This is a genomic window from Stenotrophomonas sp. Bg11-02 (genome assembly GCF_002836635.1).
Lineage (GTDB): Bacteria > Pseudomonadota > Gammaproteobacteria > Xanthomonadales > Xanthomonadaceae > Stenotrophomonas > Stenotrophomonas lacuserhaii.
In genome coordinates this window covers 1-18,672 of record NZ_PJAY01000055.1, presented here as the reverse complement: position 1 = coordinate 18,672, position 18,672 = coordinate 1, and the positions used below count along the sequence as shown (strand labels likewise).

Sequence of the window (18,672 nt, the reverse complement as noted above, 5' to 3'; positions counted from 1 at the left end):
GCTGCTTATTCGTAGCCGAAGGCCTTCAGCGCGGCCTCGTCGTCGGACCAGCCCTCGCGCACGCGCACCCAGGTTTCCAGGAACACTTTGGCACCGAACAGGCGCTCCATCTGCATCCGCGACTTGGCCCCGATGTCCTTCAGGCGGGTACCGCCCTTGCCGATCACGATGGCCTTCTGCCCTTCGCGCTCGACCCAGATCACCGCACCGATGCGCAGCAGGTTGCCGTCTTCGGTGAAGCGCTCGATTTCCACCGTGGTGGCGTACGGCAGTTCTTCGCCGAGCTGGCGCATCAGCTGCTCGCGCACCAGTTCGCCGGCCAGGAAACGCTGGCTGCGGTCGGTGATTTCGTCTTCGCCAAACATCGGCGGGGCTTCCGGCACCAGGGCCAGCACGTCACGCACCAGCGCTTCCAGGCCATTGCGCTTCTGCGCGGAAATGGGATGTACCGAAGCGAACTCGCGGCCTTCGGTGATCTGCTGCAGGAACGGCAGCAACGCGGCCTTTTCCTTCATGCGGTCCACTTTGTTGACCACCAGCACCACCGGGATGCCGGAATCACGCAGCACGTTGAACGCCAGGCTGTCTTCCTCGTCCCAGCGACCGGCTTCGATGACCAGCAGGCCGGCGTCGACGCCCTCCAGCGATCCACGCGCGGCACGGTTCATCACCCGGTTCATCGCCCGCTTCTGCACTTTATGCAGGCCGGGCGTGTCCACCAGCACCAGCTGGCCTTCCGGATAGGTGGCAATGCCCAGCAGCCGGTGGCGCGTGGTCTGCGGCCGGTTGGAGACAATGCTGACCTTGGCCCCTACCAGTGCATTGGTCAGGGTCGATTTGCCCACGTTGGGGCGGCCAATGACAGCAACGCTGCCGCAACGATGGGGGGTCTGTTCGGTCACTTTGAATCCACCAGTAGGTCAAGCGCGGCCGCAGCCGCCTGTTGTTCGGCCAGCCGCCGCGAGGAGCCTTCGCCCTCGGTACATACGGCCGGTTCTGTCAGGTTGCAGCGTACCCGGAAGGTCTTGGCATGGTCGTCACCGGATTCTGACACCAGTTCGTACGCCGGCAGCGCCTTCTGTCGGCCCTGCAGCCATTCCTGCAACCGGGTCTTGGGGTCTTTTTCCGGCCGTCCGGTCGCCGGCAGGGCGTCCATGGCCGCATCGAACCAGGGCAGCACCACCGCGCGGCAGGCATCGAAGCCGGCGTCCAGGTAGATCGCTGCCACCACCGCCTCGAAGGCGTCGGCGAGGATCGAATCGCGGCGGTGGCCGCCGGTTTTCATTTCGCCGGCGCCCAGTACCAGGCGTTCGCCCAGCTTGAGTTCACGGGCGCGCTCGGCCAGCGCGCCTTCGCGCACCAGTTCGGCGCGGCCGCGGGTCAGCGCGCCCTCGTCGGCTTTCGGCCAGCGCGCATACAGCGCCTGCGCGACCAGCATGTTGACGATGCTGTCGCCGAGGAACTCCAGGCGCTCGTTGTTCGGTACGCCGGCAGACCGGTGCCGCAGGGCCTGCGTGAGCAGGTCCGCATTGGCGAAGGGGTGGCCGATCAGGTCACCACGTTGGAAGGTTTTATTCGACACCGCTACGGCTGAGGTCCTGGGTTGAGTCGAACTTGCCGACCACGTCGATGTTGCCGATCAACGGACGCCGCACTTCGTAGTTCACGCGCATGGTCCAGCCATTGTCCTTGCGGTCGAACTTCACGTTGGCAGGCTTCACGTTCTCGGAGTAGTTGATGTACAGGCGCTTGAACAGCAGCTTCTGGATGTTGGCCGGCTGCATGCTGCCGATGCCGGGCTCATTGGCCAGGCTCTTCATGGCCGAACGGACGGCATAGTTTTCCTGGTACATCGGGAACAGCTTCATCCCGACATAGAGGAAGAAGCCGACCACGATCAGGACCACCAGGAAGGAGGTCAGGGTAATGCCGCGTTGCGCCTTCATGCTGTTCATTGCGTTTCTCCCCAGATACGCGTGGATGAATCAATTGACGCCCGAGCCGATCCGCGACGGTTCGAAGCCGTCCTTGCAGAACCAGCCGGAGCAGTTGAGCCAGATCAGGAATGCCTTGCCGCGCAGGTTCTGCTCCGGCAGAAGGCCCCAGAAACGGCCGTCGTCGCTGTTGTCACGGTTGTCGCCCATCACCAGGTAGCGGCCCGCCGGAACGGTCCATTCCCCCTGGCCGGCAGGATACGCCGTCTCCAGCACGGTGTGGGTACGGCCGGGCAGCTTTTCGACCAGCAGGCTGGACCCTTCGCCATGGCCACGATGGCCGGCGTAGATGCCCTTGTCTTCGTATTCCACCGGCTGGCCGTTGAGGATCAGGCCGTTGCCTTCGAAGGTGATCTGGTCACCCGGCACGCCGATAACGCGCTTGATGAAGTTCTCGCCCTTGTTCGGGTCCTGGTCGTCGTGGCCCGGGAAATGGAACACCACCACGTCGCCACGTTCCGGTTCGCTGATCGGCACGAACTTGGTGTTGGTGAGCGGCAGGCGCAGGCCGTAGGCGAACTTGTTGACCAGGATGAAATCACCGATCAGCAGGTTCGGCATCATCGAACTGGACGGGATCTTGTACGGTTCGGCGATGAAGCTGCGCACCACCAGCACGATCGCCAGCACCGGGAAGAACGCGCGCGAGTAGTCCACCAGCGCCGGCTCGGTGTCCAGCAGGCCGGCGCGACGGGCACGTCGGCGGGCGAAGTACAGCTTGTCGGCAAGCAGGATCAGGCCGGAGGCCAGGGTCAAGGCAACCAGGAGGAACTCAAACGCTTTCATTCAATGTCCTTTGCAGCGTCGCGGGGCCAAGCGGCCCGGTAAGGGGCCGACTGTACCGTTACTTGTTGTCCATCTGCAGCACGGCCAGGAAGGCTTCCTGCGGAATCTCCACGCGGCCCACCTGCTTCATGCGCTTCTTGCCTTCCTTCTGCTTCTCCAGCAGCTTCTTCTTGCGCGACACGTCGCCGCCGTAGCACTTGGCAAGAACGTTCTTGCGCATGGCCTTAACGGTGGTGCGGGCAATCACCTGCGAGCCGATCGCCGCCTGGATGGCCACGTCGAACATCTGCCGGGGAATCAGCTCCTTCATCTTCTCGCACAGCTCACGGCCGCGGCGATCGGAGTGCGAACGGTGGACGATAAGCGACAGGGCGTCGACCTTGTCGCCATTGATCAACACATCCACGCGCACGAACGGGCCGGCATCGAACCGCACGAACGCGTAATCCAGCGACGCATAGCCGCGGCTGACCGACTTCAACTTGTCGAAGAAGTCCAGCACCACTTCGGCCATCGGCAGCTCGTAGCTGATCTGCACCTGGCTGCCCAGGTAGTTGATGCCGAGCTGGCTGCCGCGCTTTTCCTCGCACAGCTTGATGATGTTGCCGATGTATTCCTCGGGGGTGAGGATGTTGGCGCGGATGATCGGCTCGCGGACTTCCTGCACCTGGTTCACCGGCGGCAGCTTGGCCGGGTTGTCCATGTTCACGATGCTGCCGTCGGTCTTGAGTACTTCATAGACCACGGTCGGCGCGGTGCTGATCAGGTCCAGGTTGTACTCGCGCTCCAGGCGCTCCTGCACGATTTCCATGTGCAGCATGCCAAGGAAGCCGCAACGGAAACCGAAGCCCATCGCTTCGGAGCTTTCCGGCTCGAAGCGCAGCGCGGCATCGTTCAGGCGCAGCTTGTCGAGTGCTTCGCGCAGGTCGGGGTAGTCTTCGGCATCAACCGGGAACAGGCCGGCGAACACGCGCGGCTGCATCTCCTGGAAGCCCGGCAGCGGCTTGGGCGCCGGATCGCCGGCCATGGTCAGCGTGTCGCCGACCGGCGCGCCGTGCACGTCCTTGATGCTGGCCGTCACCCAGCCCACTTCGCCCGCACGCAGGGCCGGCAGCACCTTGCGCTTGGGGGTGAACACACCGACGTTGTCGACCTGGTGGTTGCGGCCGGTGGACATCACCTGCAGCTTGTCACCGGCCTTGATCTCGCCCTGCATGACGCGCACCAGCGACACCACGCCGAGGTAGTTGTCGAACCAGGAATCGATGATCAGCGCCTGCAGCTTGTCGGTATCGCGCGGCACCGGCGGCGGGATGCGCTTGACGATGGCTTCCAGCACGTCGCGCACGTTCAGGCCGGTCTTTGCACTGACCGGTACGGCATCTTCGGCATCGATGCCGATCACCGCCTCGATCTCGGCCTTGGCACGTTCGATATCGGCGGTGGGCAGGTCGATCTTGTTGATCACCGGCACCACTTCCAGGCCCTGCTCCACGGCGGTGTAGCAGTTGGCCACCGACTGCGCTTCCACGCCCTGGGCGGCATCGACCACCAGCAGCGCGCCTTCGCAGGCGGCCAGCGAGCGGCTGACTTCATAGGAGAAGTCGACGTGGCCGGGGGTATCGATGAAGTTCAGGTGGTAGGTCTGTCCGTCGTCCGCCAGGTACGGCAGCGACACCGACTGGGCTTTGATGGTGATGCCACGCTCGCGCTCGATCGGGTTCGAATCGAGCACCTGCGCTTCCATCTCGCGGGCCTGCAGGCCGCCACACAGCTGGATGATGCGGTCAGCCAGGGTGGACTTGCCGTGGTCGACGTGGGCAATGATGGAGAAGTTGCGGATGTTCCGCATCGAATCAGAGGACATAGAGGTGGCGGCGGCGCCGGGCGTCGTCAGGGTAAACGTTGGATTATCGCACGGGACGGCCGCCGCCGGTGGGTCCTGACGGCCGCTGGCCGTCAGCTTCCCGCCTCGGTGGGTGACGACCGTTGGTCGTCACGCCGCTGCGCTCGCCGGGCATGGCCCGGCGCCACCTTTCCCGGTCAGCTGCCGGTCTTCACGGCCACGAAGGCGCTGTTGCCGCCGCTGCGGACCAGCAGCATCACCACATCACCCTTCTTGTAACCGGTCAGTGCCCGGTTCAGGGCCTCCACGCTGCCCACTGCCGTACGGCCGACCTGCAGGATCACCATCCCCGGCGACAGCCGTGCGTCGCGGGCGGCCTGGCCGTTGACGCGGGTCACCCGCACGCCCTCGCCCGCTTCCAGCCCGAGCTGCTTGCGCTGCGGGGCGGTCAGGTCGGCCACTTCCAGGCCCAGCAGCGCGTTGGCACCGGTCTGCGGCGCCGCGTCGTCGTTGGCCGCGGCCGGACGGTTTGCCGCCGCCTGCGCGTCTTCGGCCAGTTCGGTCAGGGTGGCGCTGAGCTCACGCTCCTTGCCATCGCGGACCAGGCCGATGCTCACTTTGCTGCCCGGCGGCAGGGCGCCGATCAACGGCGGCAGGTCACTGAAGGAGTTCACCGGGCTGCCGTTCACCGAGCGGATCACGTCACCGACCTGCACCCCGGCCTTGGCCGCCGCACTGCCCGCGACAATCTCATTCACCAGTGCGCCGCGGCTGTCCTTCAAGCCCAGCGCCTGGGCGTTCAGCGAATCGATCTGCTGCACCACCGCGCCGAGCTGGCCACGACTGACCCGGCCGGTCTTCTTGATCTGCTCGACTGCGCCCATTGCCAGGTCGATCGGGATCGCAAAGCTGATGCCCATATAGCCGCCCGAAGCTGAGAAAATCTGCGAATTGATGCCGACCACTTCGCCACGGGTGTTCAACAGCGGGCCACCCGAGTTGCCTTGGTTGATCGCCACGTCGGTCTGGATGAACGGAACATAGCGCTGGTCGGCGCCGCCGGTGCTGCGGCCGGTGGCGCTGACCACGCCGGCGGTGACCGAATGGTCCAGCCCGAACGGCGAGCCGATCGCGACCACCCACTGACCCGGCTTCAAGGTACGCGAATCGCCGACGCGCACGGTCGGCAGGCTGCTGCCTTCGATCTTCAGAAGGGCTACGTCGTATTGCTGGTCGCTGCCCACCACCTTGGCGATGAACTCGCGGTTGTCACCCAGTTTCACCTTCACTTCGGACGCATCGGCCACCACGTGGTGGTTGGTCAGCACGTAGCCGTCGGCGGAAATGATGAAGCCCGAGCCCATGCCGCGGCCCTTGATGCTGGGGCCGCCATCCGGATCGCCGCCGGGGCCGCCTGGACCGGGCATGCCGAATTCCGGACCAAAGAAGCGGCGTAAGATTTCCGGGATTTCATCCTGGCCCGGCCCCATCCCGCCGCCGCGTGCCTGGCGGTTGCCGCCGCGCACGATGGTGGTTTCAATGTTGACCACGCCCGGCCCGACCTGGTCGACCAGGTTGGTGAAGTCCGGCAGGCCCGATACCAGCGGCTGGGCCGGCGCACGCGGCGCGGCGGCCGCGGACTGCGCCGTAGCGGCCTGCGGGGCCGGCGAAGGTGACTGCGCGCAGGCGGCCAGCGGCAGGGTCATCGCCAGCAGGCCCAGGGCCTGGGTACGGAACGAACGGCTAAGCGGGATCATCGGAATACAACCTCCGGCAGGTCATCGGACAGCAGAAAGGGGAAGCGTTGCCCGCCATCCAGCGGGCAGGCGCAGGCCACGCGCGGTCAGTCGCGCGGGCCCTGGACCGGCGGCGCGTCCTGCAGCCGCGGTTCAAAGGGATAGAAGGTGCCCGGCGTGTTACCGGGGAAACTGGCATTCAGCGCAGCGCCGGCCGCCGGACCCACGCTGGAACGCGGCCATGGCCTGGCCTGCAGCGCCCCCACGTTGCCGAACGTCAGCTCGTGCCGGGCGGCCGTGGACAGCGGGGTCGACAGCACCGGCTGGGCTGCGGCGAGCGCACGCTGCGGCTCGTCATCACGCTGCGCGACGCGGGCCATCTGCTGACTGCGCGTGGCACTGGCGCGGCGGACGCTGGCGTCCTGGCGACGCGCCGCAGCGGCCACCGCGGCCGCCGGGACACTGGCCACCAGCGCTGCGCCGGACGGCGATGCAGCAGGCTCCTGCACCGGCGCGGACGCCGGCAGTGCAAGCTCGGCCTGGCTGGCGATCACCTGCACCGGCAGGTCTGCCGGCGGTGCGCCCTCATCCAGCGATTGGCGCCCCATGAAGAAGGCCACCGCGGCCACCGAGGCGGCCAGCGCGGCACCGCCGCTCCAGCGACGCCAGCCGGTGCGCAGCTCGCGCCGCGGCTCGGCCCGGGGAACGGGTTCCTGCGCCACCGCCGCCGAAACGCGCGCGGCGAAATCCAGCGGCGCCGGCGCCACGGCCTTGCCGCGCATCACATCGCCCAGCAGCGCCCAGCGCTCCTGGCAGGCCTGCAGCTCGGGATCATGCTGCAGGCGGCGCAGCAGGAAACGGGCCTCGTCGGAGGCCAGTTCACCATCGACCAGCGCAGACAACTGCTGGCGGTTATGCAGGTCGATCTTGTCTTCGGGTTGGTCGTACTTGCTCATGGGCGGCTCTTCTCACGGGTGGCGCTGCCGGTGTCCAGCAGCGGCCGGAGTTCAGTGTCGATCGCCTCGCGGGCACGGAAGATCCGCGAGCGCACGGTGCCGATCGGGCACCCCATCTTCTGCGCGATTTCCTCGTAACTCAGGCCTTCCACCTCGCGCAGGGAAATGGCCAGGCGCAGTTCCTCCGGCAGCGAGGCGACGGCCTTCATCACCGTGGTTTCCAGCTCCTGGCGCATCAGCTGGCGTTCCGGCGTATCGGTATCGCGAAGGCGCGTTCCCGAATCGAACTGTTCGGCATCGCCGATTTCGATGTCATCGGTCGGCGGGCGACGATTGCTTGCAGCAAGGTGGTTCTTGGCGGTATTCACGGCAATCCTGTGCAACCAGGTTGAAAATTGGGCGTCGCCGCGGAAACTGCTGATCGCGCGGTAGGCGCGGATGAACGTGTCCTGGGCAACGTCCTGGCACTCACTCCAGTCGGCGATGTAGCGTCCGACGAGCGACACGACCCGATGCTGGTGCTTGCGCACCAGGACATCGAATGCCGCGCTTTCGCCGCGCTGCACGCGCCGGACCAGTTCCAGGTCCAGCTCCTGTGGTGTTTCAACCTCGGCCATTGGGGACCGAACTCCTGTCAGCCCAACCGACGTCAGGCAATGAGACTGCCAATCCCGGGAAAAGTTCAGCGCCATCTGACCGGGCACCGCACCAGCTTTTAACCAACGTTCCGTTAACGTAGCGGTCCATGCTATGAGCCTCCGCCATCGCTACCCCCAGCTATTGGGATTTGACGGAAGGGAAACAACCTCTGGATCATAGCCGCCTTCTCCATACACAACCGGATGGAACGTCCATGCTCTCAGGCTTCGATGGGCTTCGCCTCGCGCACTGGCACCCGGAGATCCGCGACGACGGTGTCGTGGTGCTCAATCTCGACCGCCAGGACGCCAACGTCAATGCGATGTCCCAGGATGTCCTGCTGGAACTGGGCGACCTGATCGAGCGCATCGCCATCGATCCACCCAAGGGCGTGGTGATCCAGTCGGCCAAGCAGGCGGGCTTCATCGCTGGCGCGGACTTGAAGGAGTTCCAGGAGTTCGACCGCCGCGGCACCGTCAATGACGCCATCCGCCGCGGCCAGGTGACCTACCAGAAGCTGGCCGAACTGCCCTGCCCGACCGTAGCGGCGATCCATGGGCACTGCCTGGGCGGCGGTACCGAACTGGCACTCGCCTGCCGCTACCGTGTCGCCTCCAATGACAGCAGCACCCGTATCGGCCTGCCCGAAACCCAGCTGGGCATCTTCCCGGGCTGGGGCGGCAGTGCCCGCCTGCCGCAGCTGGTCGGCGCCCCGGCGGCGATGGACATGATGCTGACCGGTCGCACGCTGTCGGGGTCGGCGGCGCGCAATATCGGCCTGGTGGACAAGGTGGTGGCCCCGGCGCTGCTGCTGGACACGGCCGTGGCGCTGGCGCTGAAAGGCACCGTCCGCCCGTTCAAGCAGCGCGCTACCGCCTGGGCGACCAATACCTGGCCGGCGCGCAAACTGCTGGCCCCGCAGATGGCCAAGCAGGTCGCGCGCAAGGCCCGCAAGGAGCACTACCCCGCCCCCTACGCGCTGATCAGCACCTGGGAACGCAGTGGCGGCAAGCCGGTGCAGGCGCGCCTGGATGCCGAACGCCGCGCGGTGGTGAAGCTGGCCAGCACGCCCACCGCGCGCAACCTGATCCGCATCTTCTTCCTGACCGAACGCTTGAAGGCGCTCGGCAGTGGCGACCACGGCATCCATCACGTACACGTGGTCGGCGCTGGCGTGATGGGCGGCGATATTGCCGCGTGGTCGGCTTACAAAGGCTTCAACGTGACCCTGCAGGACCGCGAGCAGCGTTTCCTCGACCCGGCCATGCAGCGCGCGCAGACCCTGTTCGAGAAGAAGGTGCGCGATGAAAGCAAGCGGCCGGCGGTGGCCGCGCGCCTGCAGGCCGACCTGGCCGGCGCGGGCGCTGCGCAGGCGGACCTGGTGATCGAGGCGATCATCGAGAATCCGCAGGCCAAGCGTGACCTGTACCAGACGCTGGAGCCGAACATGAAGGCCGATGCGCTGCTGACCACCAACACCTCCTCGATCCCGCTGGTCGAACTGCGTGACCACATCCAGCGACCGGCGCAGTTCGCCGGCCTGCATTACTTCAACCCGGTCGCGCAGATGCCGCTGGTGGAAATCATCCACCACGACGGCATGGCGCCGGAGACCGAGCGCCGCCTGGCCGCCTTCTGCAAGGCGCTGGGCAAGTTCCCGGTGCCGGTCGCCGGCACGCCCGGCTTCCTGGTCAACCGGGTGCTGTTCCCGTACATGCTGGAGGCGGCGACCGCCTATGCAGAAGGCATCCCGGGCCCGGTGATCGACAAGGCTGCGGTCAAATTCGGCATGCCGATGGGGCCGATCGAACTGCTGGATACGGTTGGACTGGACGTAGCGGCCGGCGTGGGCGAAGAGCTCGCTCCGTTCCTCGGCCTGCAGATTCCGGCGGCGCTGCAGACCGTCGAACAGGGCAAGCGCGGCAAGAAGGACGGCCAGGGCATCTACGCCTGGGAAAACGGCCGTGCGAAGAAGCCGGAAGTACCCAAGGGCTACCAGGCGCCGGGTGATCTGGAAGACCGGCTGATCCTGCCACTGCTCAACGAAGCCGTGGCGTGCCTGCACGACGGCGTGGTGGCCGATGCAGACCTGCTGGATGCGGGCGTGATCTTCGGGACCGGGTTCGCGCCGTTCCGTGGGGGTCCGGTGCAGTACATCCGGGCGACCGGTGCCGATGCGCTGGTGGAGCGGCTGAAGGTGCTGCAGCAGCGGCATGGGGATCGGTTCTCGCCGCGGCCGGGCTGGGATAATCCAGTGCTGCGCGAAGCAGTGGTGTGACCGTGTTGCGGCGTGTTTTCCGCTTATGCATCGCGGCGGGCAGCGCGAGGCACTGCCCAGGACACGCCGCAAGTACGTCCTTGTAGGCTCGATCGCCGCATCCATGCGGCTCACGGTCCCGGCCAGCACCTCGCGCCGCCCGCTGAAAGTGAGTCGGCGCGGCACCGGCGGGAAGGGAAAAGGCATAAAAAAAACGCGGCGCTGGGCGCCGCGTTTTTTCGTGTTCTGCCGGTCAGCGGATCAGCTGGCCTTGGCGACGGCCTTCTTGGCAACGGCCTTCTTTGCCGGGGCCTTGGCCACGGTCTTCTTGGCGACCGGAGCGGCGGCGCCGACGGCGGCCTTGCTCACGGTGTGCGAACGGGCGTTGCCGTAGCTGGCGTTGTAGCGCTTGCCCTTGGCGGTCTTGCGGTCACCCTTACCCATGTCTTGAACTCCTGGCTATGTTGATTCTGATTACCCCGTGCTGACACGGGTTTGGCGGGGCCGTCTTGCTGGACGCCCCCGCGCACGATCGGAAAGCCTACCACGACGGCCTCAATGCGCGCAGCTGGCGTCGTGTACGTGGCCGTGGTTGAGGCGCAGGTTGACCAGGTGGGCCACGCCCACCAGCAGCCCGCCGAGGGTCATCACCACCGCATGCGGAACCGGATCGTGGTGCAGCGGGTCGTACAGCACGCCCGCCCACAAAGCGACCAGGCCGGGAATCAGGAAGCCCAGCGCACGCAGCGCACCATGCCGCCGATAACCCCAGACCAGGCTGAACAACCCCAGCAGGGTCACGAACACCACCAACGCCTGCTCCACGCCATCGCCCAGCCACACCGACAGGCCCAGCGAGGGTGCAGCGGCCAAGGCCACGGGGATCACCGCGCAGTGCACTGCGCACAGCAGCGAACCGGTGGCACCGAAGCGATCAATCAGATGGCGGAGGCGTGGGATCAGGGGCATGACTTCCAGCAGGGTCGGCGAAGCGTTATGGAATAATATAACATCCCTCCTGTACCCGCACGGCCTGTTTCGCCCAGCGACTCTCTCCCGTTGTCCGCCATGGGATTCGTGCGCCCTTGTTGATACGTTATAACAATTCATTGGAAGCCCCATGACTGCTCTGCGTACCCGGCCCCGCCCGCACACTCTCGCCCTGGCCCTCGCTGCTGCCCTGCTGCCCGCAATGGCGATGGCCGCCGACGCCCCGGCCGGCCGACACCTGACCGAACTGTCCGAAGTGAAGGTCACCGCCTCGCCGCTGCAGGGCGATGCCGAATCGCTGGCGCGGCCGGTCGAGGTGCTCGCCGGCGAACGCCTGGACGAAGCCAAGGCCGGCACCCTGGGCGACACCGTGGCCAAGCTGCCCGGCGTGCAGAGTTCCTATTTTGGTCCCGGCGTGGGCCGGCCGATCATCCGCGGACAGGAAGGCCCGCGCGTGGCCGTGCTGTCCAACGGCGTTGGCAACATGGATGCCTCCACCGTCAGTGCCGACCACGCCACCAGCATCGAACCGTTCCTGGCCGACCAGATCGAAGTCCTGAAGGGCCCGGCCACCCTGCTGTTCGGCAGTGGCGCGATCGGCGGGGCGGTCAACGTGGTCGATGGGCGCATCGCCAGCGAAGTGCCGGAGCGCCCGCTGAGCGGCCGCGCCGAGGTCCGCGGCAACAGCGTCAACGACGAACGCAGCGGCATGTTCCGGCTGGACGGCGTCAACGGCAACTGGGTGCTGCACGTGGACGGCCTGGTGCGCAACGGCGATGACTACCGCATCCCCGGCTACGCGGTGGTCGATGCGCTCGAAGAACACGACCATGCACACGATGACGGCGACGCCGATGAACCGCGCCGCGGCACCCTGGACAACAGTTCCATCCGCACCCGCGCCGGTGGGGTCGGTGCCACCTGGCTCGGCGATGGCGGCTTCTTCGGCCTGTCCGCCGGTACCTACCGCACCAACTACGGCATCCCCAACGGCGCGCACGTGCATGCCGAAGGCGATGACCACGACCATGGCCACGACCATGGCGCAGAGGAAGAAGAAGGCGAGGAGCACGACGTGCGCATCGACATGGTGCAGAACCGCTTCGACTTCAAAGGCGGCATCTACAACCCGACCTCGTTCCTGAAGAACGTCACCCTGCGCGCCGGTTACACCGACTACGAGCACACCGAACTGGAAGCCGGCACGCCGGCAACCCGCTTCACCAACCAGGGCATCGAAGGCCGGCTGGAAGCGGTGCAGAACGAGATCGCCGGCTGGAACGGTGCCTTCGGCCTGCAGTTCGGCAACAGCGATTTCGGCGCCAAGGGCGAAGAAGCCTTCGTGCCCGATACCACGACCGAGAACCTCGGCGTGTTCGTGCTGCAGGAAAAGCAGTTCGGCCCGTTCAAGCTGGAGCTGGGCGCGCGCCATGACCAGGTCAAGCTGGAGCCGACCGCCGACTACCAGCGCCGCAGGTTCGATGCCACCAACCTGTCTGCCGCCGGCATCTGGACGTTGAACGATGCCGTGGACCTGCGCTTCGGCGTGGACAGTTCCGAGCGCGCACCGACCAATGAAGAGCTGTACGCCGCCGGTGCGCACATCGCCACGCGTTCGATCGAACTGGGCGATGCGCAGCTGAAGACCGAGCGCGGCCAGCGCATCGAACTGGGCATCCACACGCACAGTGATCGCCTGGACTTCTCCGCTTCGGTGTACCAGACCAAGTTCAAGGACTTCATCTACCTGGCCGACACCGGCGTGGTGGAAGACCTGCCGGTGCGCTTGTGGGCGCAGCAGGACGCCACCTTCAAGGGCGCCGAAGCGGAGGCGCTGGTGCATCTGTTCGAAGGCAATGCCGGTGACTGGGACCTGCGCGTGTTCGGTGACTACGTCAAGGCCGAACTGGATGGCAGTGGCAGCCGCAGCGTGGACATCGCCGTGCCGCATGGCGACCACAACCACAACTACACCGTGGACCTGGCCAACGGGGGCTACCTGCCGCGCATTTCGCCGGCACGCGTGGGCGCCGACCTGCGCTGGGCCAAGGACGGCTGGCGCGCATCGCTCGGTGCGGTGCGTTACAGCAGCCAGAAGGACACCGCGCAGAACGAAGAACCGACCAACGGCTACACGCTGGTGGATGCACACTTCGCGTATCGCTGGGACCGCAGCGACAGCAACAGCTACGAAGTGTTCGTGGACGGCAGCAACCTGACCAACCGCGAAGTGCGTCCGCACACCTCGCTGCTGCGCGATTACGCGCCGCTGCCGGGACGCGGCGTGGCCTTCGGCATCCGCGCGTACTTCTGACCGGCTGAGCCGCTGGCCGTCTGCTTGCGCTGTCGGTGGGTGACGACCGTCGGTCGTCACCGCACTGGCTGATCACGGCCTATAGTGCCGGCCATGACCACCGACTCCACCGCGCGTCTCCCCTGGGGCCTCCTGCTGGCGGCCTCGGGCATCCTGATGATCACCATGGCGGCACGCCAGACCACGGGCCTGTTCGTCGATCCCATCCACCGCGATACCGGCGTCAGCATCGTCGACATCAGTTTCGCGCTGGCCATCGGCCAACTGGTCTGGGGTGCGGTGCAGCCCGTGTTCGGTGCGCTGGCCGACCAGCGCGGGCCGCTGCCGGTGCTGATCGGCGGTGGCATCGTGCTGGCCGCAGGACTGGCCCTCGCGCCTATGCTTCCGGGCGGATGGGGGCTGGGCCTCAGCCTGGGCCTGATGATGGCGGCCGGTGCGGGTGCCGGCAGTTTCTCCGTGCTGATCGGTGCCACCGCGCATCGGCTGCCGGCCGAGCGCCGTTCGTTCGCAGCCGGCCTGATCAATGCCGGAGGCTCGCTCGGCCAGTTCGTATTCGCACCAATCCTGCAGGTGGTCATCACCGTTGCAGGCTGGGGACGGGCGATGCTGCTGATGGCCGTGGTTTCCCTGCTGACCCTGCCGATGGCCTGGCCGTTGCGCCGCCGTGCCGGCGACCATGCGCATGCCACGGCGGCGGCCGATGGCGGGCTGCGTGCGCAGTTCCGGCTGGCCCTGCGTGAGCCGAGCTACTGGTACCTGCACCTGGGCTTCTTTACCTGCGGGCTGTATATCGCCTTCCTGGTCACCCATCTCCCGGGTGAGATCGCACTGTGCGGTCTGTCGCCCACCGTTTCATCCACATCCATCGCGCTGATCGGCCTGTTCAACGTGGCAGGCAGCCTGCTGATGGGCTACCTGGGCCAGCGCTACCGGATGAAGCTGTTGTTGGTGGCGCTGTATGCCAGCCGCGCGTTGATGATCGGGCTTTACCTCGTTGCCCCGCCCACCGCATTGACCTTCTATGTGTTCGCCGCTGCGCTGGGCTTCACCTGGCTGGCCACCGTGCCGCCTACCGCCGGCCTGGTCGGCAAGCTGTTCGGGCCGCGCTACCTGGGCACCCTGTTCGGGCTGACCCTGCTGTCGCATCAGATCGGTGGCTTCTTCGGCGCGTGGCTGGGCGGGCTGGTGCTGGCCAATACCGGTAACTACATGATCATGTGGTACCTGGACATCGCGCTGGCGCTGATCGCCGCGGTGGCGCACCTGCCGATACGCGAGCAGGCGCCGCGGATGGCGACCGCAAGCGCTGTCTGAGTCCCGCTCACTCGACCATCACGTAGCGGACTGCGCCCTGAAACGCCGCCAACGCCGTCGCGATCCGCACTGGATAAACGGACATATTTGTCCGAAAATGACCCATGACTTCCCTGCGTGCCGACGCGGCCGCCCGCCGCGCCCTCATCCTCGATGCCGCCGACCACGTGTTCGGCAACCATGGGGTGACCGCCCCGCTGGACCTGGTGGTGGAACGCGCACAGGTCGGACGGGCGACGCTGTACCGCAACTTCCCGGATCGCGGCGCACTGATCGAAGCGCTGCTGCAGCGGACCGTCGACCGTATCGCACGCCAGGTCGCCGAACTGGGCGGGCGCGACGATGCGCTGTTCGAGCTGCTGGACGGCATGGCCCGCCGCATCATCGATTCACCCGCGCTGGCCGATTACTGGCGCGCGGTGCATCCGGACGACCCGACCGTGCGCGGTGCGCGCGAACGCGTGCGTAGCCTGATGGAGGCACCGATCCAGCGCGCCATCGCCGCCGGATTGTGCCGGCCGGACCTGACCTCCACGGATATTTCACTGATCTTGGGCATGCTGGGTGCGGCCCTGCGCGGCAAGAACCGCGAAGAGCGCAGCGCGCTGGCAGGCCGTGCGCTGCAGCTGCTGCGCGCGGGCCTGCAGGGAACCGGTGCAACGGAGGCCTGATGTCGCAGTACCTCAAGCCCATCCCGGACTGGGAGGAACACGAGAAGCCCACCCTCCCGGGCTCGGCGTCGATGCCGTGGCATCCGCCGCACCGGCGTGCCGCCTATGCGCTGGTGTCGGTGCTGGTGGCCATCACCGGTGGCCTCGGCACTGCGCTGGTCACCGCCAACCTGCCCTTCCTGCAGGGCCAGTTGGGCCTGAGCCCCGTGCAGGGCACCTGGCTGGTCGCCTCCTACGTGATGGTCAACGTGACGGCGAACCTGCTTGCCTTCAAGTTCCGCCAGCAATATGGCATCCGCCTGTTCGCCGAAATCGGCCTCGGGCTGTACGCCGCGCTGGCCCTGCTGCACCTGGCCGTCGGCAGCTTCGAAACCACCGTGCTGCTGCGCGCGGCCAGCGGTTTCGCCGGCGCGGCGTGCTCGACGCTGGGCACGCTGTACATGCTGCAGTCGTTGCCACGCCGCTATACCGGCAACCTGCTGGTGATCGGCGTGGGGCTGTCACAGCTGGCGGTGCCGCTGGCCTGGGTGGTCTCCCCCAGCCTGGTGGGTACCGGCCAATGGCATCTGCTGTACTTCTTCGAAGCCGGACTGGCACTGTGCGCCTTCGCTGCCGTGGTGCTGCTGAAGCTCCCGCCGGGCGTGCAGATCAAGGCCTTCGAACCGATGGACTTCCTTACCTTTGCGCTGCTGGCACCCGCCGTCGGCCTGCTGGTGGTGGTGCTGGCGCAGGGTTACGTGCGCTGGTGGACCGACACCCCGTGGCTGGGCTGGGCGCTGGTTGCCTCGATCACGCTGGCCACGGCGGCCTTCGTGGTTGAACACTACCGGCGCAACCCGCTGCTGCAGGTGCGCTGGCTGGCCAGCCTGCCGGTGCTGCACTTCATCGTCGGCGCGTTCCTGCTGCGCTTTCTCACTACCGAACAGTCCTATGGCGTGGTCGGGCTGATGCGTACGCTCGGGATGGGGCCGGACCAGATGCGGCCGCTGTTCGCGGTGATCCTGGCCGGGGTGGTCACCGGCATCGCTGCCAGTTCGCTGACCTTCGGTCCGAAGCGGCTGATCCCGCAGGTGCTGATGGCAATCCTGCTGCTGGGCAGCGCCGCCCTGCTCGACCAGCACCGCACCAGCCTGGACCGTCCGCATGATTTCTTCGTCAGCCAGTTCCTGGCTTCGGTCGGCTCGGGCATGTTCATGGGCCCGCTGATCATGCTCGGCATCACCGCCGTGCTGAAGCAGGGCGTGGACCACATGATCACCTTCCTGGTCACCCTGTCGATCACCCAGACGCTGGGGGGGCTGGCGGGTTCGGCGGTGCTCGGGACGGTGCAGCTGCATCGCGAGCAGCTGTATTCCACCGCGCTGGTCAGCCAGCTGGACCCGGCCGATCCGGTGGTCGCGCAGCGGCTGCGCCTGCAGCAGCAGCTCTACAGCGCGCAGATCACCGACCCGGTGCAGCGCAGCGCGCAGGGCACCGCGCAGCTGGCGCAGATTGCGCGCCGCGAAGCCAACGTGCGTGGCTTCAATGATGTGTTCACGCTCAGCGGCTGGCTGGCGCTGGGCTTCCTGGGCTGGCTGCTCTCATTGCAGCTGTGGATCGCCGCGATGAAGCAATGGCGCAGGCGCCGCCCCTCCCCTTCCTCCCCCGCGGCGCCCGATGCGGCTGCCGCACCGCGTTGAGTAACTCCATGTCCCAGCAACCACCCCGCGATGACGACGCCCCGGAAAACGTAAATCCGGCGCCTCCCACCGATGCCGCACCGGCGCCTGCCCCGCCGCCGCCGGCCGCCACCCCGGCCACGCCTACGGGCGCGCCGAAGTACCTCAAGCCCAGCAACCGGGCGGTGGTGATCATGGTGCTGCTGGCGCTGGTGGGCATCGCGTTGATCCTGCGCGGCTGGCAGCTGTGGCCGTTCACCAGCGCCATCGCCAGCACCGACAACGCCTACGTCCGCGGGCAGGTCACCGTGCTGGCGCCGCAGGTCAATGGCTACGTCACCGACGTCCTGGTGAAGGATTTCCAGCACGTCAGACAGGGCGATGTCCTGCTGCGCATCGACGACCGCATCTACCGCCAGCGCGTCGCGCAGGCCGAAGCGGCCTTGGACAGCGCGAAGGCGGCGCTGGCGAATTCGGACCAGTCGCAGGCGCAGAACCGCGCGCAGATCGCTTCGGCCAAGGCTACGCTGGCGGCCGGGCAGTCTGAACTGCAGCGCTCGCGGGCCGAACTGGCGCGCTATGAGCAGCTGGCCGAACAACGTCTGGTGGCGCTGAACGACCGCGACAAGTTCCGCACCAGCCAGGCCTCCGCGCAGGCCGGCGTGCAGCAGTCGCAGGCGCAGATCCAGATTGCCGAAGAAACCCTGGTATCCACCCAGGTCGCCCGCAAGGGGCTGGAGGCACAGGTCGAAAGCGCGCAGGCGGCACTGGAACTGGCGCGGATCGACCTGGCCAACACCACGGTGCACGCCCCGCGCGATGGCCAGGTCAGCGAAGCGAGCGCGCGGGTCGGGCAGTACGTCACGGCCGGTTCGCAGTTGTTGTTCCTGGTGCCCGATGCGCTATGGGTGGTGGCCAACTTCAAGGAAGGCCAGACCTGGCAGATGCGCATCGGCCAGCCGGCCACCTTCGCGGTGGACGCGTTCCAGGGTGAGGTCCTGCGAGGCCGCGTGGAGGAGATCGCACCGGCCACCGGTTCGGAGTTCAGCGTGCTGCGGCCGGACAATGCCAGCGGCAACTTCACCAAGGTGGTGCAGCGCTTGCCGGTGCGGATTGCGATCGATGCCGATCAACCGCTGGCGGCGCGGCTGCGGCCGGGTATGTCGGTGGTGGCCAAGGTGGATACTTCGGTTGAGCCTGCTTCCGCGCCACGCGGGCGGTGAGTGGTCGAGCGGGTGGGACCCCCTCGCGGGTGGCTTTAAAGCAACAGTCTTGGTCTGGGCCGGGCGGTGGGGCTGTGCGGGGGACGGCAAAAGCCGCTCCTGCGGGCCTCGTTTCGCGCCATCCATGGCGCTCAACGCCCCCGCCCAGCCCCACCGCCCGACCCCCTGACAGGTTCCGGGCGCCGCCACCCGCGCAATGAAGAAAAAAAAAAGCGGTAGCGCCGCCCCATGGTCGGCGGCGTCCACCAGACCCCACTCCCCCCACCTCCGCCGCCCATCCGCCGGCCC

Annotated in this window: 16 protein-coding genes; 6 read left to right on the top strand and 10 right to left on the bottom strand. The window is 67.0% G+C overall.

The features are described from left to right. Positions 1-5 precede the first annotated feature (5 nt). From era to rpoE, 8 genes are all read right to left on the bottom strand, one after another. Positions 6-902, bottom strand: a complete 897-nt coding sequence (gene era, locus CXG43_RS08630) for a GTPase Era (protein WP_057507294.1) — start codon at positions 900-902, stop codon at positions 6-8. Then, positions 899-1,582 carry a ribonuclease III gene (gene rnc / locus CXG43_RS08625; RefSeq protein ID WP_101099601.1) on the bottom strand — a complete coding sequence of 228 codons (684 nt, stop codon included), beginning with the start codon at positions 1,580-1,582 and terminating at the stop codon, positions 899-901. Before rnc ends, era begins: the two co-directional genes overlap by 4 nt. Then, positions 1,572-1,955, bottom strand: a complete 384-nt coding sequence (locus CXG43_RS08620; RefSeq protein WP_042615281.1) for a DUF4845 domain-containing protein — start codon at positions 1,953-1,955, stop codon at positions 1,572-1,574. Before CXG43_RS08620 ends, rnc begins: the two co-directional genes overlap by 11 nt. 30 nt (positions 1,956-1,985) lie before the next feature. After that, positions 1,986-2,780 (bottom strand): signal peptidase I, encoded by a 795-nt coding sequence (lepB, locus tag CXG43_RS08615; protein ID WP_057507296.1) that lies wholly within the window; start codon positions 2,778-2,780, stop codon positions 1,986-1,988. 58 nt (positions 2,781-2,838) lie between these two features. After that, positions 2,839-4,632 (bottom strand): translation elongation factor 4, encoded by a 1,794-nt coding sequence (gene lepA, locus CXG43_RS08610; RefSeq protein WP_042615285.1) that lies wholly within the window; start codon positions 4,630-4,632, stop codon positions 2,839-2,841. A 191-nt stretch (positions 4,633-4,823) separates the two neighbouring features. Next, the gene (locus CXG43_RS08605) at positions 4,824-6,383 is read right to left on the bottom strand and encodes a DegQ family serine endoprotease (protein ID WP_101099599.1); all 1,560 of its coding nucleotides are present in this window, start codon (positions 6,381-6,383) and stop codon (positions 4,824-4,826) included. An 86-nt stretch (positions 6,384-6,469) separates the two neighbouring features. Further along, positions 6,470-7,318, bottom strand: coding sequence for a sigma-E factor negative regulatory protein (locus tag CXG43_RS08600; protein ID WP_101099598.1), 849 nt, complete (start codon positions 7,316-7,318; stop codon positions 6,470-6,472). Further along, entirely contained in the window at positions 7,315-7,935 is a 621-nt protein-coding gene (gene rpoE, locus CXG43_RS08595; RefSeq protein WP_101099597.1) for an RNA polymerase sigma factor RpoE, read from the bottom strand. Before rpoE ends, CXG43_RS08600 begins: the two co-directional genes overlap by 4 nt. A gap of 236 nt (positions 7,936-8,171) precedes the next feature. Between rpoE and CXG43_RS08590 the strand changes: the two genes are divergently transcribed. After that, positions 8,172-10,235 carry a 3-hydroxyacyl-CoA dehydrogenase NAD-binding domain-containing protein gene (locus tag CXG43_RS08590; RefSeq protein ID WP_101099596.1) on the top strand — a complete coding sequence of 688 codons (2,064 nt, stop codon included), beginning with the start codon at positions 8,172-8,174 and terminating at the stop codon, positions 10,233-10,235. Positions 10,236-10,475: 240 nt separating this feature from the next. On the opposite strand, the gene CXG43_RS08585 is transcribed toward CXG43_RS08590, so the two are convergent. Both CXG43_RS08585 and CXG43_RS08580 read right to left on the bottom strand, forming a co-directional pair. Next, complete coding sequence (locus CXG43_RS08585) at positions 10,476-10,658, bottom strand: 30S ribosomal protein THX (RefSeq protein WP_042615275.1); 183 nt, start codon at positions 10,656-10,658, stop codon at positions 10,476-10,478. 111 nt (positions 10,659-10,769) lie between these two features. After that, a complete protein-coding gene (locus tag CXG43_RS08580) occupies positions 10,770-11,183 on the bottom strand; it encodes a MerC domain-containing protein (RefSeq protein ID WP_101099595.1) in 414 nt (137 codons plus the stop codon). Between the two features lie 151 nt (positions 11,184-11,334). Here CXG43_RS08580 and CXG43_RS08575 point away from each other — a divergent pair, with 151 nt between their 5' ends. From CXG43_RS08575 to CXG43_RS08555, 5 genes are all read left to right on the top strand, one after another. After that, positions 11,335-13,518 (top strand): TonB-dependent receptor, encoded by a 2,184-nt coding sequence (locus CXG43_RS08575; protein WP_101099594.1) that lies wholly within the window; start codon positions 11,335-11,337, stop codon positions 13,516-13,518. 93 nt (positions 13,519-13,611) lie between these two features. Beyond that, the gene (locus CXG43_RS08570; protein ID WP_101099593.1) at positions 13,612-14,832 is read left to right on the top strand and encodes an MFS transporter; all 1,221 of its coding nucleotides are present in this window, start codon (positions 13,612-13,614) and stop codon (positions 14,830-14,832) included. A 104-nt stretch (positions 14,833-14,936) separates the two neighbouring features. Next, positions 14,937-15,503, top strand: a complete 567-nt coding sequence (locus tag CXG43_RS08565) for a TetR/AcrR family transcriptional regulator (RefSeq protein ID WP_101099592.1) — start codon at positions 14,937-14,939, stop codon at positions 15,501-15,503. Beyond that, positions 15,500-17,182 (top strand): MFS transporter, encoded by a 1,683-nt coding sequence (locus CXG43_RS08560; RefSeq protein ID WP_101099650.1) that lies wholly within the window; start codon positions 15,500-15,502, stop codon positions 17,180-17,182. The genes CXG43_RS08565 and CXG43_RS08560 overlap by 4 nt, the downstream gene beginning before the upstream one ends. 8 nt (positions 17,183-17,190) lie before the next feature. Continuing rightward, positions 17,191-18,384: an HlyD family secretion protein gene (locus CXG43_RS08555; RefSeq protein WP_101099591.1), complete on the top strand. Its 1,194-nt coding sequence runs from the start codon at positions 17,191-17,193 to the stop codon at positions 18,382-18,384. The last annotated feature ends 288 nt before the right edge of the window (positions 18,385-18,672 follow it).

What these genes read in the sequence shown, in the direction of transcription:
- CXG43_RS08605 (WP_101099599.1), bottom strand. Translation starts at nt 6,383, where the DNA reads ATGATCCCGCTTAGCCGTTCGTTCCGTACCCAGGCCCTGGGCCTGCTG.
- CXG43_RS08580 (WP_101099595.1), bottom strand. Translation starts at nt 11,183, where the DNA reads ATGCCCCTGATCCCACGCCTCCGCCATCTGATTGATCGCTTCGGTGCC.
- CXG43_RS08565 (WP_101099592.1), top strand. Translation starts at nt 14,937, where the DNA reads ATGACTTCCCTGCGTGCCGACGCGGCCGCCCGCCGCGCCCTCATCCTC.
- rpoE (WP_101099597.1), bottom strand. Translation starts at nt 7,935, where the DNA reads ATGGCCGAGGTTGAAACACCACAGGAGCTGGACCTGGAACTGGTCCGG.
- CXG43_RS08585 (WP_042615275.1), bottom strand. Translation starts at nt 10,658, where the DNA reads ATGGGTAAGGGTGACCGCAAGACCGCCAAGGGCAAGCGCTACAACGCC.
- CXG43_RS08575 (WP_101099594.1), top strand. Translation starts at nt 11,335, where the DNA reads ATGACTGCTCTGCGTACCCGGCCCCGCCCGCACACTCTCGCCCTGGCC.
- CXG43_RS08590 (WP_101099596.1), top strand. Translation starts at nt 8,172, where the DNA reads ATGCTCTCAGGCTTCGATGGGCTTCGCCTCGCGCACTGGCACCCGGAG.
- CXG43_RS08570 (WP_101099593.1), top strand. Translation starts at nt 13,612, where the DNA reads ATGACCACCGACTCCACCGCGCGTCTCCCCTGGGGCCTCCTGCTGGCG.
- lepB (WP_057507296.1), bottom strand. Translation starts at nt 2,780, where the DNA reads ATGAAAGCGTTTGAGTTCCTCCTGGTTGCCTTGACCCTGGCCTCCGGC.
- CXG43_RS08620 (WP_042615281.1), bottom strand. Translation starts at nt 1,955, where the DNA reads ATGAACAGCATGAAGGCGCAACGCGGCATTACCCTGACCTCCTTCCTG.
- CXG43_RS08555 (WP_101099591.1), top strand. Translation starts at nt 17,191, where the DNA reads ATGTCCCAGCAACCACCCCGCGATGACGACGCCCCGGAAAACGTAAAT.
- lepA (WP_042615285.1), bottom strand. Translation starts at nt 4,632, where the DNA reads ATGCGGAACATCCGCAACTTCTCCATCATTGCCCACGTCGACCACGGC.
- CXG43_RS08600 (WP_101099598.1), bottom strand. Translation starts at nt 7,318, where the DNA reads ATGAGCAAGTACGACCAACCCGAAGACAAGATCGACCTGCATAACCGC.